At 71.7% G+C, this 15,810-nt stretch carries 13 protein-coding genes; 7 read left to right on the top strand and 6 right to left on the bottom strand.

The window, feature by feature from the left end; genetic code table 11:
• Positions 1-25: 25 nt before the first annotated feature.
• From OAW74_RS01365 to OAW74_RS01355, 3 genes are read left to right on the top strand one after another with little or no spacing between them, the layout of a single operon-like run.
• On the top strand, positions 26-235 hold the full coding sequence (locus OAW74_RS01365; RefSeq protein WP_262872535.1) for a heavy-metal-associated domain-containing protein: 210 nt from the start codon (positions 26-28) through the stop codon (positions 233-235).
• Entirely contained in the window at positions 235-2,505 is a 2,271-nt protein-coding gene (locus OAW74_RS01360) for a heavy metal translocating P-type ATPase (RefSeq protein ID WP_262872534.1), read from the top strand. The genes OAW74_RS01365 and OAW74_RS01360 overlap by 1 nt, the downstream gene beginning before the upstream one ends.
• The gene (locus OAW74_RS01355; protein ID WP_262872533.1) at positions 2,502-2,804 is read left to right on the top strand and encodes a metal-sensitive transcriptional regulator; all 303 of its coding nucleotides are present in this window, start codon (positions 2,502-2,504) and stop codon (positions 2,802-2,804) included. The genes OAW74_RS01360 and OAW74_RS01355 overlap by 4 nt, the downstream gene beginning before the upstream one ends.
• 4 nt (positions 2,805-2,808) lie before the next feature.
• On the opposite strand, the gene rarD is transcribed toward OAW74_RS01355, so the two are convergent.
• A complete protein-coding gene (gene rarD, locus OAW74_RS01350) occupies positions 2,809-3,759 on the bottom strand; it encodes an EamA family transporter RarD (protein WP_262872532.1) in 951 nt (316 codons plus the stop codon).
• Between the two features lie 175 nt (positions 3,760-3,934).
• The gene (groES, locus tag OAW74_RS01345; protein WP_053548534.1) at positions 3,935-4,231 is read right to left on the bottom strand and encodes a co-chaperone GroES; all 297 of its coding nucleotides are present in this window, start codon (positions 4,229-4,231) and stop codon (positions 3,935-3,937) included.
• Positions 4,232-4,619: 388 nt separating this feature from the next.
• On the opposite strand from groES, the gene OAW74_RS01340 reads away from it, so the two are divergent.
• From OAW74_RS01340 to OAW74_RS01325, 4 genes are read left to right on the top strand one after another with little or no spacing between them, the layout of a single operon-like run.
• On the top strand, positions 4,620-6,524 hold the full coding sequence (locus tag OAW74_RS01340) for an Hsp70 family protein (protein WP_262872531.1): 1,905 nt from the start codon (positions 4,620-4,622) through the stop codon (positions 6,522-6,524).
• A 5-nt stretch (positions 6,525-6,529) separates the two neighbouring features.
• Complete coding sequence (locus OAW74_RS01335) at positions 6,530-8,923, top strand: helix-turn-helix transcriptional regulator (RefSeq protein ID WP_262872530.1); 2,394 nt, start codon at positions 6,530-6,532, stop codon at positions 8,921-8,923.
• A complete protein-coding gene (locus OAW74_RS01330; RefSeq protein ID WP_262872529.1) occupies positions 8,920-9,654 on the top strand; it encodes an IniB N-terminal domain-containing protein in 735 nt (244 codons plus the stop codon). Before OAW74_RS01335 ends, OAW74_RS01330 begins: the two co-directional genes overlap by 4 nt.
• Complete coding sequence (locus tag OAW74_RS01325) at positions 9,641-10,291, top strand: hypothetical protein (RefSeq protein ID WP_262872528.1); 651 nt, start codon at positions 9,641-9,643, stop codon at positions 10,289-10,291. The genes OAW74_RS01330 and OAW74_RS01325 overlap by 14 nt, the downstream gene beginning before the upstream one ends.
• On the opposite strand, the gene OAW74_RS01320 is transcribed toward OAW74_RS01325, so the two are convergent.
• The 4 genes from OAW74_RS01320 to OAW74_RS01305 form a co-directional block, all read right to left on the bottom strand.
• On the bottom strand, positions 10,202-11,857 hold the full coding sequence (locus OAW74_RS01320) for a dynamin family protein (RefSeq protein WP_262872527.1): 1,656 nt from the start codon (positions 11,855-11,857) through the stop codon (positions 10,202-10,204). The two genes, OAW74_RS01325 and OAW74_RS01320, sit on opposite strands and share 90 nt — an antisense overlap.
• Positions 11,858-11,877: 20 nt before the next feature.
• Positions 11,878-13,752 (bottom strand): dynamin family protein, encoded by a 1,875-nt coding sequence (locus OAW74_RS01315; RefSeq protein WP_262872526.1) that lies wholly within the window; start codon positions 13,750-13,752, stop codon positions 11,878-11,880.
• Positions 13,753-13,939: 187 nt separating this feature from the next.
• The gene (locus OAW74_RS01310; RefSeq protein ID WP_262872525.1) at positions 13,940-14,836 is read right to left on the bottom strand and encodes a hypothetical protein; all 897 of its coding nucleotides are present in this window, start codon (positions 14,834-14,836) and stop codon (positions 13,940-13,942) included.
• Positions 14,837-14,861: 25 nt separating this feature from the next.
• Positions 14,862-15,740 carry a hypothetical protein gene (locus OAW74_RS01305; protein ID WP_262872524.1) on the bottom strand — a complete coding sequence of 293 codons (879 nt, stop codon included), beginning with the start codon at positions 15,738-15,740 and terminating at the stop codon, positions 14,862-14,864.
• Between the last annotated feature and the right edge of the window lie 70 nt (positions 15,741-15,810).

The raw sequence follows: 15,810 nt of genomic DNA, 5'->3' as shown, positions 1-15,810 counted from the left end.
AGACACCCATCCGAGGAGGATTCCCATGACCGTGACCGAGTTCCAGGTGACCGGAATGAGCTGCGGACACTGCGAGCAGGCCGTGCGCACCGAGGTCGGCAAGCTCGCCGGCGTCGACGGCATCGACGTCAGCGCACAGACCGGCCGGCTCGTCGTGACCTCGACCGGCGCCCTCGACGACACCGCGGTGATCGCAGCGGTCGACGAGGCCGGCTACGACGCCGCCCGGGTCTGATGTCCGCCGACACCCGCATCGATCTCGAGATCGGCGGGATGACGTGCGCCTCGTGCGCGGCCCGCATCGAGCGCAGGCTCAACAAGATCGACGGGGTCACCGCATCCGTCAACTACGCCACCGAGAAGGCTCTCGTCACCGCCCCCGCCGGTGTCGACGCGCGGATGCTGATCGCCGAGGTCGAGAAGACCGGCTACACCGCCCAGCTGCCCGAGCCGGAGCCCGCCGCGCACCGCGATGAGCTGCGCACGATGCGCACGCGGCTGATCGCCTCGATCGCGCTCAGCGTGCCCGTCATCGTGCTGGCGATGGTGCCCGCGTGGCAGTTCCCGGCGTGGCAGTGGGTCTCGCTCGCGCTGGCGACGCCGGTGGTGCTGTGGGCGGCGTGGCCGTTCCACCACGCCACGTGGATCAACCTGCGCCACGGCGCCGCCACGATGGACACGCTCATCTCGATCGGCGTCTCGGCCGCCTATCTGTGGTCGCTCGTGGCCCTCTTCTTCGGGCACGCCGGCATGATCGGCATGACGCACGGCTTCGAGTGGACCGTGCAGCCCGGCGACGGCCTGGGCAACGTGTACTTCGAGGTCGCGGCGGGCGTGACGACGTTCGTGCTCGCGGGGCGCTACTTCGAGCTGCGCTCCAAGCGCCGCGCAGGCGCGGCGCTGCGATCGCTGCTCGAGCTCGGTGCGAAAGAGGTCGCCGTGCTGCGCACCCGCACCGTCTCGACCCCCGGATCGCTGCCGCTGACGCAGACCACCGAGGAGCGCGTGCCGATCGGCGCCCTCGAGGTCGGCGACCTCTTCGTCGTGCGACCGGGCGAGAAGATCGCGACCGACGGCATCGTGGCCGAGGGCTCGTCGGCCGTGGACGCGTCGATGATCACGGGCGAGTCGGTGCCGGTCGAGGTCTCCCCCGGCGACGGCGTGGTCGGTGCGACCGTCAACGCCGGCGGCCGCCTCGTCGTGCGCGCGACCCGCGTGGGCGCAGACACCCAGCTCGCGCAGATGGCGCGCATGGTCGAAGACGCGCAGTCGGGCAAGGCTCCCGTGCAGCGCCTCGCCGACCGCATCTCGGCGGTGTTCGTGCCGATCGTGCTCGCGATCGCGCTGCTCACCCTGCTCGGCTGGCTCGTCTCGGGCGCCGACGTCGCGATGGCCTTCACCGCGGCCGTCGCGGTGCTGATCATCGCGTGCCCCTGCGCCCTGGGCCTCGCGACCCCGACCGCGCTGCTGGTGGGCACCGGCCGCGGCGCGCAGCTGGGCATCCTCATCACGGGCCCCGAAGTGCTCGAATCGACCCGCCGCGTCGACACCGTCGTGCTCGACAAGACCGGCACCGTGACCACCGGCCGCATGGAGCTCGTCGACGTCGTGACGGATGCGGGGGCCTCCGCCGCCGACCTGCTGCGCCTGGCCGGAGCCGTCGAAGACGCCTCCGAGCATCCGATCGCCCAGGCCATCGCCCGCGCCGCGCGCGGCGGCGGGGCGGAGGGTGCAGCACTCCCCCCGGTCGACCAGTTCCAGAACCTGCCGGGCCTCGGAGTGTCGGGCACCGTCGAGGGCCACGCGGTGCTCGTCGGCACCGAGCGGCTGCTGGCCGAGTGGGCGCAGCATCCGTCGACCGCGCTGAGCGAAGCCGCCGAGGCCGCGGCGGCCGCCGGCCGCACCGCCGTGTTCGTCGCCGTCGACGGCGAGGTGCGCGGAGTGCTCACGGTCGCCGACGCCGTCAAGCCCACCAGCGCGGAGGCCGTCGCGCGGCTGCGCGACCTGGGTCTGGAGCCCGTGCTCCTCACCGGCGACCACGAGGCCGTCGCCCGCCAGGTGGCACACACGGTGGGGATCGAGCGGGTGATCGCGGGCGTGCTGCCGGCCGACAAGCTCGCCGAGATCCAGCGCCTGCAGGGCGAGGGGCGCACCGTCGCGATGGTCGGCGACGGAGTCAACGACGCCGCCGCCCTCGCGCAGGCCGATCTCGGCATCGCGATGGGCACGGGAACGGATGCCGCCATCCAGGCCTCCGACATCACCCTGGTGCGCGGCGACCTGCGCGCCGCCGCCGACGCCGTGCGGCTGTCGCGGGCGACCCTCGGTACGATCCGGGTCAACCTGTTCTGGGCCTTCGCCTACAACGTCGCGGCGATTCCGCTCGCCGCCCTGGGCCTTCTCAACCCGATGATCGCGGGCGCCGCGATGGCGTTCTCGAGCGTCTTCGTCGTGGGCAACAGCCTGCGGCTGCGCCGCTTCCGCTCTGCAGAGGAGTCACGATGACCGACACCGCCACGCACGCGCACCACGGCTACATCACCGACAAGGACAAGTACCTCAATCGCCTCAAGCGCATCGAGGGTCAGGCCCGCGGCATCCACAAGATGGTCGAAGACGAGAAGTACTGCATCGACATCCTCACCCAGATCAGCGCGCTGACCTCGGCCCTCGAGGCGGTCGCGGTGGGCCTGCTCGACGATCACCTGCGCCACTGCGTGCTCGACGCGGCGCGCGCCGGGGGCGATGAGGCCGAGCTCAAGATCACCGAGGCCACCCAGGCAATCGCCCGCTTCGTGCGCTGAGGGTCTACACGACCTCGGCGACGTCGGATGCGGCCGCCCGCTGCTCCGCCGTGCGTGCGCGCCGCGCGGCCACGAGCGAGTCGGCCGTCAGCAGGATCAGCGCGACCCAGACCAGGCCGAAGCCGATCCAGCGCTCGAGCGGCATGGGCTCACCCAGCACGAACGCTCCGATGAGGAACTGCAGGATCGGCGCGACGAACTGCAGCATGCCCACGAGGCTGAGCGGCGCCCGCCGGGCACCGGCGGCGAACAGCAGCAGCGGCACGGCGGTGACGACCCCGGCCAGGCACAGCAGTGCGGCATGCCCCGCGCCCGCCGTGCCCATCGTGAGTCCGGTCGTCGTGGCGACGATGAGCAGCTGCACGACGGCGACCGGCGTGAGCCACATGGTCTCGAGGGTCAGCCCGCTGACCGCATCCACCGATGGGCCGATCTGCTTCTTGACGAGACCGTAGATCCCGAACGAGAAGGCGAGGGTCAGCGCGATCCACGGGAACGCGCCGTAGCCGACGACGATCACCCCGACGGCGAGCGCGGCGACGCCGATCGCGACCCACTGCGTGATGCGCAGCCGCTCGCGCAGCACGACGACGCCCAGCAGCACCGTGACGATCGGGTTGATGAAGTAGCCGAGGCTCGTCTCGATCACGTGCCCCGTGAGGGTGCCGATGAGGTAGACCTGCCAGTTGACGTAGATGAGGGCTCCGGCCACGGCCGTCCACACGAGCAGCCGAGGCGTGCGCAGGATCTTCATCAGCGCCGGCCAGCCGCGCGTCACCGTGAGCAGCAGCGCGCAGAAGACCACCGACAGCAGCACCCGCCACGCCACGACCTCCCACGGGCCGGTCGGCGCCAGCAGCAGGAAGTACAGCGGCAGAAAGCCCCACAGCAGGTACGCGGTGAAGGCGTAGACCCCGCCGAGGGCTCGTTCACGGGCGGGATCCATCGGCGTCACCTCCCCAGCCTACGGCGGGTCGCATGGCGCCTCGGCCGCGCCGCCTGCCGCTCGTCGCAGGATTCCTGCCAGCAGCCGGGCGAACGGATGCCGTCGCCGCCGGCGCCGCCCCGACACGAAGAAGGGACCGGATGCCGCAGCATCCGGTCCCTGAAAAGCGCGTGTGCGCGTCCGCTCAGCGGACGACGACCGCCAGCACGTCGCGAGCCGACAGCACGAGGAACTCGTCGGCGCCGAACTTGACCTCGGTGCCGCCGTACTTGCTGTAGATCACGCGATCGCCGACGGCGACGTCGAGCGGAACGCGGTTGCCGTTGTCGTCGATGCGACCGGGGCCGACCGCCACGACCTCGCCCTCCTGGGGCTTCTCCTTGGCGGTGTCGGGGATGACCAGACCGCTGGACGTGGTCTGCTCGGCCTCGACCTGCTTGATGACGATGCGGTCCTCGAGCGGCTTGATGGAAACCGACACGGTCTACCTCTTTCTCAAAGCTGATTAGCACCCACACCCTGAGAGTGCTAACGCCAGTCTAGGCAGTTGCTGGCACTCATGCAACGCGAGTGCCAGCCCCGCGTCACAGGGGATAACGGGATTATCCGATTCGCCCGAATGGGCCTCTTCCCAGGCGCTGTCGGCAGGCGTACCATCGGCTTCAATCACCCTCAACCGGATCCTTCGGGGCGGGGTGTCGTGTCCGGGGCACTCGCACAGCGTTGCGCGAACCTGGCGCGAAAGACCGGATTCGGGGGGATCCGGCCTGGGGGAAAGCATGTCTGGGTCGTACTACCTGGCCGTCGACGTGGGGATGACGCGAACGGCTGCCGCGACGGCGCGATTGGCGCCCGATGGATCACTTCAGGTGAACCCTTTCGCCCTGGGGCGCCATACCGACAGCGCTCCGAGCGCGATGTTCGTCGCCGGCGGCGAGCCGCTGTTCGGCGATGCGGCCGAGCGCAGGGGGATCACCGAGCCGGAGCGGCTCATCCGCGAGTTCAAGCGCCGCATCGGCGACGACGTTCCGCTCATCGCCGGCGACCGGCGGCTGCGACCGGAAGAGGTGTTCGCCCTCGTCGTGGCATGGGTGGTCGACACCGTCGCCGAGCGCGAGGGGCGCATTCCCGAGGCGATCGCGGTGACCGTGCCGGTGACCTGGAGCAGCCATCGGCTGAGCCTCGTGCGCGACGTGCTCGCAGGGCACGGCTGGGCGAGCGTCACGCTCGTCACCGAGCCCGAGGCCGCCGCCCGGCACTACGAGGCGACGAGTCCCCTGCAGGCGGGGCACGCGCTGGCGGTCTACGACCTCGGCGGCGGCACGTTCGACGCCGTCGTGCTCTCCAAAGACGCCGCGGGCTCGGTGCAGCCCGCCGGAGCGCCGGTCGGTCTCACCGATGTCGGCGGCGCCGATTTCGACGACGCGGTGCTGCGGCACACGCTGGCCGCGGCATCCGTCCCCCGCTCGGCGCTGACCGCCGACACCGCATCGCGCGTCGCTCTGGCGGCGCTGCGGCGGGAGTGCATCGACGCGAAGGAGTCGCTCTCGTTCGACAGCGAGGTCGCGATCCCGGTGCTGGTGGGCGGCATGAACGCCACCGTGCGGCTCACCCGCGACGAGTTCGAAGGCATGATCGAGCCGCTCATCGAGCGCACCGCCGACGCGCTCGCGCAGGCCCTCGAGACCGCCGAGGTCGAGCCTGCGGCCATCGACGCGATCCTGCTCACCGGCGGATCGTCGCGCATCCCGCGCATCGCGCAGCTGCTGTCCGGCCGGTTCGATCTGCCGATCGCGATCGACGCCGACCCCAAGGCGATCATCTCGCTCGGCGCCCTGCGGGTGCTCGCCGACCTGTCGGGCACGACGACCGTGGCGCCCGCGGCGGCGACGACGGATGCCGCGGCAGCCGCCGCCGAGCACCCCGAGCAGCCAGAGCCGGTCGCCGCAGGCGCCGCGCCGCGCCCTCGGTGGCGTCGGGCGACGGTGCTGGCGGGGGTAGCGGGAGGCTCGCTCGCCCTCGCGATGGGCATCGTGGTGGCGAGCGCCACTCCGGTGGGCTCGAGCCTCGACAGTGAGGGCTCACTGCTGTCGGACGTACTGGCCGCGGGCCTCTCGTCGGGCGCGGCGTTGGCCGCCGAGCTGCCGTCGCTGCACCCCGGCACGGTCGTCACGACCGCCTCCGACACGGAGCCGGACGCCCGCGGCGCGTCGCCGCGGCGAGCGGTCGAGCTTCCTCGCACCGCGGCGCCCACGACCCGCCAGCTCGCCGCGGCGCGCTCCGACGCCGCCGCCGAAGAGCGCGGAGACGACCCGGCCGAGCCGAACTACACGGGCGACGACGACACCTCAAGCGGGTCGGGGGGATCCACCCCGACGCAGCCGGGCACTCCCGTGAGCGAGCCCACGATCCCGGCCACCGTGCCGACGGTCGAACCGACGATCCCCGCAGCCGAACCCACCGTCGACCCGGAGCCGACCACCGATCCCACCCCGACGGTCGACCCGACACCGACGGAAGACCCGACCACCGACCCGACGCCGACCGAAGACCCGACGCCGACCGAAGACCCGACGACCGATCCCACCCCCACCGAAGGCCCGGCCGACGATCCGACCCCCGCCGATCCGCCGCCCAGCGACCCCGAAACGACAGAGCCACCGGCCGCCGACCCCTCCCCCAGCACGGAGCCCAGCGACGAGCCGGCGCCAGACCCGTCCCCCAGTGACGAGTCCGCGCCCTCGGCTGCGCCCGACGAGCCGGCGGCCGGCTGAACGTCATGTCTGTGCCGGCGCCGGCCCGCGCCCCGCACGGGGTGGCCCTGCCGCGCCTGGCGCTCATGCATCTCGAGCGCATCGCCGACGACCCCGACCCCCGCGCCGTCGTCATCGGCAGCGCGGGCTCCGGAAAGACGGCGGCCCTGCGGCTGCTGCGCGGGCTCCTCGAAGAGGCGGGCAGGGCCGTGATGCTCGCCCTCCCCGGGGGCGACGACGTGCAGACGGCTCCCGGCGACGTGCTGCTGGTCGACGATGCCCACCTGTGGCCGCCCGCGGCGCTCGATCGCCTCGCGGCGCGCGTGCGCGACACCCAGGCGGCCACCGTCGTGGCCTGCCGGCCGTGGCCATCGACCCCGGCGCTGCGCGACGTGCTCGCCCTGCTCGAGGGGGCCCACCCTCCCGTCATGCTGGGGCAGCTCTCGGCGACCGACCTGGCCCACGCGGCGGATGCTGTCGCCCCCGCCTGCATCGACGACCTGCTCGCCCGCACCGGGCGCATCACGTGGCTCGCCCGCGAAGCGCTCGCGGCGCACGATGCCGACGCCTGCGCCGGCGGGCTCGACCATGCCCACGTCGACGACGCCCTGCAGGAGCTGATCGCCCACCGGCTCGCATCGCTGCCGGCGCCCGTGCACGACGGCGTCGAACACGCGGCCCTGCGCGACGACGGCGCGGAACCGGCGGTGCTCAGCGACGAGATCGCCGACGCCGGGCACGCGGCCGGTCTGCTGCAGCGCAACGGCCGCCCCGCGCCGGTCGTGGCCGCGGCGATCCGGGCGACCGCGCCCGCCGAGCGGGTGGCCCTCTTCCTCACGTCGCCGACGGGGGCAGCGGGCGCGAGGGGCGCGGAGCCCGCGGCCATCGCGCTCGGCCTCGCCCGCGCGCAGTGGGCGCGTGGCGACCTCGACGGCACGGGATCAGCCCTCGACGCCCCGGCGCTGCGCGCCGACGATGCCGCGCGCGCCGCGGGCGCCGGGCTCGCCGCGAGCCTGTGGGCGGCACGGGGACTCATGCGCGAGGCGCACGCCGCGGCGGGGCCCGAGACCGCGGATGCCGCCATCACGGGGTTCGCCGTCGGCCGTCCGATCGCCGAGCCCTCGACTGCGGCACCCGGGCAGACGACCAGGGAGGTCGCGCTACGCCTGCTGTGCGATGGGCTGCGCTCCCCCGATCTGTCGGGGCTCGCCGACCTCGTGCTGTCGTCGGAGCTCTACACCGCATCGGGGGCAGAGGGCGCGGTGCCCGAGCTTCCCGCGGTGGTCGCGGCGGCGGCGGCCGTGCACGCCGGTGACCTCGCGATCGCGACCGCCGTACTCGACGCGGCGCTCCGAGGCGGGCACGGCGGCGAGTGGGCGCAGCCGAGGCTGCTGCTGTGGCGCGCCTGGGTCGATCTGCAGCGCCAGCTTCCGCACGAGGCCGAGTCCCACCTCGCGGCCGCACTGGGCGGGCACCTTCCGCTGGCTCCCCGCGAGGGTCTGCTGCGCGACGCGCTGCGCATCGGCCTCGCCCGCCGCTACGGCGATGCATCCGATCTGGCCTCGGCGTGGGCGGGCGCTCAAGAGAGCCTGCTGCGGGTGCGGATCGACCTGTTCGGCATCCTGCCGCTGACGGAGTTCGCGGTCGCGGCGGCCCGCGTGGGCGACGTCGACCGCGTGCGCCCGCACCTGAGCGACGCGCTCGCGATCCTCGCGGGTCTCGGCTCGCCGCCGCTGTGGGCGCCGCACCTGCATTGGGCCGGCATTCAGCAGGGCATTCTCGACAACCGCCCCGCCGCGCTGCGCCCGCACGCCCAGGCGCTGCTGGCGGCCGCCGCGCACAGTCCGGTCGCGGCGATCATGGCCCACGCCGGGCGGGTGTGGACCGCCGTGCTCTCCGGCGATGTCGACGCCGAGGCGATCGAGGCGGCGGCGCTCGACCTCGCCGGCATCGGCCTGGCCTGGGATGCCGCGCGGCTCGCCGGCCACGGCGCCGGGCGCACCGATGACCGCCGCGCCATCTCGCGACTGCTCGCCTGCGCGAGGCAGCTGCACCCGCCGCAGCAGATCGCTCCGGCGACGGCCGCGGCCTCGCCCGCCACGACCCTGAGCATGCGCGAACGAGAGGTCGCGGTGCTCGTGGTGCAGGGCATGACCTACGCCGAGATCGGCGAGGCGATCTTCATCTCGCCGCGCACCGCCGAGCACCACATCGCGCGCATCCGCCGCCGCCTGGGCGCGACCTCGCGGTCGGATCTCATCGCGAAGCTGCGTCTCGCGATGGCGGAACCCCCCGCATCCGATGAGCACGAGGGGGCATTCCCCCTCGACCTCGCGCACGAGCGCGGAGTCGCCACCGACGCGGTGGAGGCCACATCGATCTACCGTCGAAATCGAGTACAACCGAGGAGCACAGCATGAGCGTCACACTGGCCACCGTCGCCGACGCCCTGATCGAGTTCATCCTGAGTCTGCTGCGCGACCCAGAGGAGTCGGAGCGGTTCAACGCGACTCCGAGCGCCGTGCTGGCCGAGCGCGGGCTGAGCGGCATCACCGCTCAAGACGTGTGCGCGGTCGCGCCCGTCGTCGCCGAGCGCCCGCAGGTCGTGCTCGCCGAGCATCCGGCGCAGCCGGCCACCCACGTCGCCGCCGACCCCGTCGTGCGCGAGATCCAGACCGTCACGAACAACCTGTCGTGGATCGACGACCGCGACACGATCGTCGACCAGTCGGTCAATCAGAACATCTGGGCCGACGGCGATGTCACCCAGACCTTCGACCAGTCGGCCGTGCTCGCCACCGGCGACGGCGCGATCGCGGCGGGCGACGACGTGTCGCTGTCGCAGACCGAAGACAACTCCACCGACATCACCGCCGGCGGCGACGCCAACGTCGGCAACGAGACGACCACGACCACCGCCGACGGGTCGAACAACACGACCACCGACGAGTCCACGACGACGGATGCCTCGACCGACGCCGTCGTCGACAGCTCGTTCACCGACGAATCGGCCACCGCCACCGCCGACGACTCGTTCGACTCGTCGACGACGACGTACGAAGAGCAGAGCGTCGACGTCGACGCGAACACCGCTTACGACTCGTCCGAGACCACGATCGTCGACGAGACCGGCTCGGATGACGGGCTCTGAGGTGACGCCCGCCGAGGGCGGCGACGTCGTCGCGCGCGAGAGGTCGGTGCCGGCGCTGCCTGCTGCGCCTCCTCCCCCTCCTCCGGCGCCGAAGGCCGCGCCCGAGCGCCCGCCGATGGCCGACAAGGCCGCCGCGCCCGTGCTGGTGAAGCTGCCCCCGCCGTTCACGGTGCGTCTCGCGCAGTTCTGGTGGGTGCTGAGCATCACGGTGGGGATCGCCGCGATCGTCTACCTCTTCATCATCCGGGTGATGCAGCTGCCCGACATCGCCGCCGCCGTCGAGAAGGTCGACGGCAGCCGAGCCGAAGCGACCTACGAGACCACGGCGGACATCGTGTTCTGGTCGGTGTTCGCGGCGCTCGTGGCGGTCGCCCTCACGCAGATCGCGCTGCTGGTCGCCTTCTCGAACCGGCGCCCCAAGGTGCGGTGGTGGCAGCTGTTCACGGTCATGGTGCTCACGGTCGTGCTGCTGCTGGGCCGGGAGCTCGTGATGATGGGAGACCGAGGCAAGCCGCTCGAGCTGCTGCTGCTCAGCCAGCTCGCGCTGTCAGTGCTCGCGCTGCTGTGCAGCGTGCTCCCGCCTGCTCTGCGGTGGTCGGCCCGGCGGCACGACGTGCGGCGCGGGCCCGTCGGCTGAGGGCGAGGCCGCGGCATCCGACGGCGCGGCGACCGCCGGCGCGGCGACCGCCGTGCCGGCGTCGACCGGCGTGCCCTCGCCCGACGCCTCCGCGCCGCCGCGCGCCTCGTCGACGCCCTCGGATCCGAGCAGCTCGGCCGCAGCCCCCTCCGTGCTGCGCACGACGACGCGGGCCACCTCGACCGTCAGCCGGTCGGCCATCGGCGACTGCAGCACCCCGTGCCAGTGCGCGAGCGTGGTCGCGACCCGCTCGCGCACCGCCGGGCGGCCCTCGGCCTCAGCGAGCCCGAGCCTCGTGTGCGCGGCGGTTCCCGAGCCTCCCGCCAGCCGCTCGGCCTCGTCGCACTCCTCGGGGCTCAGCGGCAGCACCGTCGTGCGCGCCAGCGAGATCAGCTCCAGTTCGCGGAACTCGCGCGCGTTGGCCCAGAGCCGCTCGATTCCGCCGCGGAGGGATGCCGCATCCGCCCCCCTGCGTTCGCGCACGAGGGTCTCGAGCCCGCGCAGCACGCCCTGCGTCTTGAAGGCGACCGCGCGGCCGCGGAACTGGTCGCCGACGAAGCGCTCGAGTTCGATCAGCCCGCTCTGCTGCACGAGGCGCTCCGACAGCTCCGACGAGGTGTGCGCGCCCGCCCGCACGAGCGCGGCGCCCAGGCGCACGCCGAAGATGCCGAAGCGCGCCAGCAGCGCCCGGCGCACGTCGAGACTGAGCGTCGTGGCGCCGCCGGGTCGAAGAAAGCGGTCGGCAGACAGCAGGGCGCGATCGCGCACGGCGCGGTCGAGGCCCGCGAGGGAGCGCAGCGCGATGAACTCGCTCTCGCGCAGCGTGCGGGCGGCCTCGGCGAGCAGGCCCGCCACCGGCACGACGCCGAGGGCCAGTGCGCGAAGCTCGCCGTCTCGGCGGTAGCGGTCGGCGATGCGGGCCGCCGAGATGAGCGAGTCGATGCGCCCCGAGCCGATCTCGTCGGCGCGCGAGAGCACCGCGACGGCGTTGACCGTGCGGGCCTGCCCGGCCGCCGTGTCGCGGAACGCCTCGAGAAAGCGCACATCGGTGGCGTGCAGGTGACGCAGCAGATAGATGATCGCATCGGCCTCCGACGGCGACTCGCGTGGAGTGAGAAAGCGGGTCGAGCGCGCCGAGGTCTCGGTCGAGAGCGACCCGATGCCGGGGGTGTCGATGAGCACCGTGCGGCGCAGGTGCTCCGACGGCCACTCCACGTCGACCCAGTCGACGTCGTCGGCGGTGTAGCGGCCGAAGTCGAGCTCGAGCGCGCCGGCACTGCGGCGCACCGGCAGGCGCACGCTGGTGCCGTCGAGCAGCCGCAGCGTGACCTTGGGGGTGCGGGCATAGCGGTACCACGTGACGGTGCGCGTGCACTCGCCGGCGTCGGTGGGGGCGATCTTCTCGCCGATGAGCGCGTTCAGCAGCGTCGATTTGCCGGCCTTCACGATGCCGGCCACCGCGATGCGCAGCGGCTCCTGCAGCCGCCTGTCCATCGCCGCGATCGCCTCGAGCGCCGCGGGGTCGTCGTGGTAGACCCCGCGGGCCTCGTCGAGCAGCGCGGCCACGCTGCTCAGCCCAGTGCGGTTCACCGCCTGCCCGCTCCCGTCGGCTCCGGGGGAGCGAGGGCCTGCACCTCTTGGCGCAGAGCGTCGAGCCGCTGCTGACGGGCCTGCAGCATCCGCACCCGCTCGTCGCGGTCGGCCGAGAACGTCGCCGCCGCCTGCTTGGCCGCCAGCACCGACTCCGACAGCGACCGGTGCAGCTCATCGGCGATGCCGCCGAAGTGGTCGCGGCCCACCCGCTGCACGAGGCGCAGCCGGTCTTTGAGCTGCTTGCCGACCTGGAAGACGACCTCGTCGATGTGCCGCCGCACGATGTTCTTGGCCTCCATCTGGCGGCGGGTCAGCCGAGCCGTCATGTCTTCGCGGAACGCGCGCCTGCCCACGAGCACGCCCACCAGGAGCGACAGCGGATTGATCAGCGAGAGGCCGACGAGGCTCGTCGCAAGGCCCGTCATGAGGATGCCGCCGTACGACCCGCGGACCCCGATGTAGATCTTCTCGACCGTGCCCATCTGGCCGCTGTCGAGCCCGGGGATGCCGTCGACGGGGTCGAGCAGCCCGCTCGTGTCGCCCACGTCGATGGAGGGCAGCGACGACTCCTCGCTCGTGAACTGGTCGGCGACGGCCTCGCACAGCCACTGCGAGCGCTCGTTGGTCCACACGAACGTCTCGGCCACGGCGGCCGAGACCCGCGTGTCGAGCCACTCGGCGATCTGGTCCCAGATCGGGCCCGGGTCCCCCTCGTCGATGGCGGCCTCGGCCTCGCGCTGCACGCCGCGCAGGCGATCGCGCAGGTCGTGCTCGGTGTCGGAGATGAGGTCGGCGATGCCGTCGCTGAGAGCCACCTGCCACCGCGACGAGCGACTGCGGAAGTCGTCGGCCCGCGAACGCGCCTCTTCGAGCTGGGCGATCATGCGGGGCGTGTCTTCCGGATGCAGCAGCGCCGCCAGCTCGGACTGGATCGACATCGACAGCTGGTCGGTGACGCTCACGAGGTCGTGCATGGCGGCCCGCCGGTGCAGCGATTCGGCGCGGCCGAGCACGTCGCGGCGCAGGTGCGCGACGAGCGCGGGAAAGCCCGACTCGGTGTTCAGCTCGCGGTCTTGCGCTTCGGCGGCCAGCAGCCGCAGGTCGCTCGAGACCGCGAAGATCGGGATCTCGCCGACGGCGCCCAGATGCGACCGGTCGAGGCTCTCGATCTGGCGCCACTCCGGGTAGATGTCGGTCTTCGACAGCACCGCGGCGATGTTCGGCGAGATGCGCATCGCGTGCTGGAGGAACTGCACCTCGGGGTCGGTGTACTCCTGCGACGCGTCCGAGACGAGCAGGATCGCGTGGGCCGTCGGCAGGGCGGCCAGCGTGCTCAGCGACCTCGTCGACTCGAGCCCGCCGACGCCGGGCGAGTCGACGAGCCGCAGCCCACCCCGGAGGATCTCGCGCGGCAGCAGCACCTCGGCGCCGAGCAGGTCGCGTTCGTTGTCGGGGTTGCCCTTCTCCGAGACGTACTGCGAGAGCTCTTCGAGGGCGATCGGCACGCGTTCGACCGTGTCGGGGTCTTCGTCGCTGCGCTTGAGCACGACGGCGGACGGGGTGTCGCCGTAGCCGACCGACGTCGGAACGCTCGTGGCGATGTCGTCGTCGATCGGGCAGGCCGGCGCGTTGACGAGCGCGTTGACGAGCTTGCTCTTGCCCTGCTTGAACTGGCCCAGCACCAGCACCCGCACGTGCGGGTCGAGCAGGCGCGCCCTGGTCTGCTCGAGCCGACCGGCGAGGTCTCCCCGGCCGACGGCGGCCGAGAACCCGCGCGCCTTCTCGACGGCGGCCAGCAGCCGCGGATCGATCGGCGCCTCTTCCCCCTGCGCCGCCACCGGCTCAGAAGCACCACCGGAATACGTCATGAGCGCCCCCCTGCGTCGCATGCGTAGGTTCACGCTAGCGCGCGAGGTGGCCGCGCGGAATGGCCGTGGCGGCAGCATCCGCTCGGCTTGTTCTCATGAGCGGATGCTGCCGCCGCGACACACCGCTGGGCCCCGGGCGAACCCGGGGCCCAGCAGGTCGCGGCAGAGCCGCGGGATGCATCAGCGCTTACATGTCGGGCATGTCGGCGGCGGGATCGTCATCGGCGATCACCGCGACATCACTCCCCCAGATGACGTTGGCGTCGACGTCCCAATCGGACTGGCTGATGCTGCTGAGCTCCGAGTTGAACGAGTTGTCGGCGGTGTAGTCGGTCGAGTTGTCGTTGAACGAGTCCGAGATGTCAGCGACCACGGAGCCGTCCGTGTACTGCGAGTTGTCGGTCTCGGTGTTGAACGACCCCAGGTACGACGTGACGGTCGTGGTGTTGCCCATGTTGACGTCGCCGCCGGCCGAGATGTTGGTCGACTCGTCGAGCGAGGTCGTGATGCTCACGCTCCCGCCCGCCGCGAGCGACCCGTCTCCGGAGCCCACCACGGCACTCGCGTACGAGCCGATGTCGGCCGACCCGTCGACGTTGCCGTTGATCGACTGGTCGACGATCGTGGCCCGGTTGTCGATGTCGACCGTGCCGCTGCCGCCGCCCGCTCCGGCGAAGTCGCCGAACCCGGTGTTGTACGAGCGCACGCCCGCGTTGACGGAGTTATCGTCGGTCGAGCCGTCGATCCACGAGTTGTACGAGCCGTTCACCGAGTTGTCGGACGAGTCGTTGCCCGAGTCGTTCATCGAGTTGTCGGTGTGGTCGTCGGTCGAGTTGTCGGAGTTGTCGTTGAACGAGTCGCGGACCTTGAGGTCGACGTCGAGGTCGAAGTCGTTCGAGTCCACGTTGCCCGAGCCGCTGACGTCGACGGCGGCGTTGCCGCTGTCGTTGACCGAGTTGTCGGTGTTGCCGACGTTCTCGAGTCCGACCTGAAGGTTCGCGGTGTTGGTCGTGTTGGTCGTGTTCAGCGAGTCCTTCACCTTGTTGTTGAACGAGTCGTCGAGGTCGTTGTAGTCGAGGACCATGTCTGTTCTCCCGTGTCTCGCGGCGTCAGAAGCTGACGTCGTCGACGATGCCGGCGCCGAAGCTGTCGACGATGGCGTTCACATCGGCGTCGACCGTGACGGTCGAGTCGTAGCTCTCGGAGGTGTCGAACGAGTCGGTCGCCGTGTAGCTCTGCGAGTTGTTGTTCCACGAGTCCGAGATGTCGATGTCCATCGACTCGTCGGTGTCGACCGAGTTGTCGGTGTAGGTGTTGCCCGAGTCGATGTAGGTGGTCACCGTCGTCTCGTTGCCGATGTTGACGTCGCCGCCGCCCGAGATGTTCGTCGAGCCGTCCAGGCTGGTCGTGATCGTGACGTCTCCGCCCGCGGCGATGGCGTCGTCTCCCGAGGCGACGACGGCACCGGCTGCCGACCCGATCCCGGCGAAGTGCCCGTCGACGTTGGCGTTGATCGACTGGTCGACGATCGTGGCCCGGTTGTCGATCATGACGTCGCCGCCCCCGCCGCCCCCGCCGAAGTCGCCGAAGCCCGTCGTGTAGGTGCGCACGCCGGCGTTGAGCGAGTGGTCGTCGATCGAGTTGTCTTCGTACCAGTTGTTCGAGTCGTTCACCGAGTTGTTCGACGAGTCGTTGCCCGAGTCGTTGGTGGAGTTGTCGGTGTGGTCGTCGACCGAGTTGTCGGAGTTGTCGTTGTAGGAGTCGTCGAGGTGCTCGTTCATGACCTCGCTCGTGTCGTGCGAGTCCTGGTTGAACGAGTCGGCGATCCCGACGGCGAGGTTGCCGCTGTCGTTGGTCGAGTTGTCGGTGTTGAGCACGTCGTCCAGATCGACACCGAGATTCGCCGTATTGGTCGTGTTCGTGGTGTTGCCCACGTTGCGCGCCGTGTTGTTGAACGAACCGTCGATGTCGTTGATGTCGAAGGCCATGAGATCCCCCAATCCCGGGTATCACCCCGTTGTGATGTGGTCTCACGCTACGAGCGCGCGTCTTGCCGCA

This window comes from Microbacterium fluvii (assembly GCF_025515205.1).
In the GTDB taxonomy this organism is placed as follows: Bacteria; Actinomycetota; Actinomycetes; order Actinomycetales; family Microbacteriaceae; genus Microbacterium; species Microbacterium fluvii.
This window is presented reverse-complemented; position numbering and strand designations above follow the sequence as displayed.

Bases quoted from the DNA above. Each gene is read 5' to 3' on its own strand.
- OAW74_RS01365 (WP_262872535.1), top strand. From the start codon at position 26: ATGACCGTGACCGAGTTCCAGGTGACCGGAATGAGCTGCGGACACTGC.
- OAW74_RS01360 (WP_262872534.1), top strand. From the start codon at position 235: ATGTCCGCCGACACCCGCATCGATCTCGAGATCGGCGGGATGACGTGC.
- OAW74_RS01355 (WP_262872533.1), top strand. From the start codon at position 2,502: ATGACCGACACCGCCACGCACGCGCACCACGGCTACATCACCGACAAG.
- OAW74_RS01335 (WP_262872530.1), top strand. From the start codon at position 6,530: ATGTCTGTGCCGGCGCCGGCCCGCGCCCCGCACGGGGTGGCCCTGCCG.
- OAW74_RS01330 (WP_262872529.1), top strand. From the start codon at position 8,920: ATGAGCGTCACACTGGCCACCGTCGCCGACGCCCTGATCGAGTTCATC.
- OAW74_RS01325 (WP_262872528.1), top strand. From the start codon at position 9,641: ATGACGGGCTCTGAGGTGACGCCCGCCGAGGGCGGCGACGTCGTCGCG.
- OAW74_RS01315 (WP_262872526.1), bottom strand. From the start codon at position 13,752: ATGACGTATTCCGGTGGTGCTTCTGAGCCGGTGGCGGCGCAGGGGGAA.
- OAW74_RS01310 (WP_262872525.1), bottom strand. From the start codon at position 14,836: ATGGTCCTCGACTACAACGACCTCGACGACTCGTTCAACAACAAGGTG.
- OAW74_RS01305 (WP_262872524.1), bottom strand. From the start codon at position 15,740: ATGGCCTTCGACATCAACGACATCGACGGTTCGTTCAACAACACGGCG.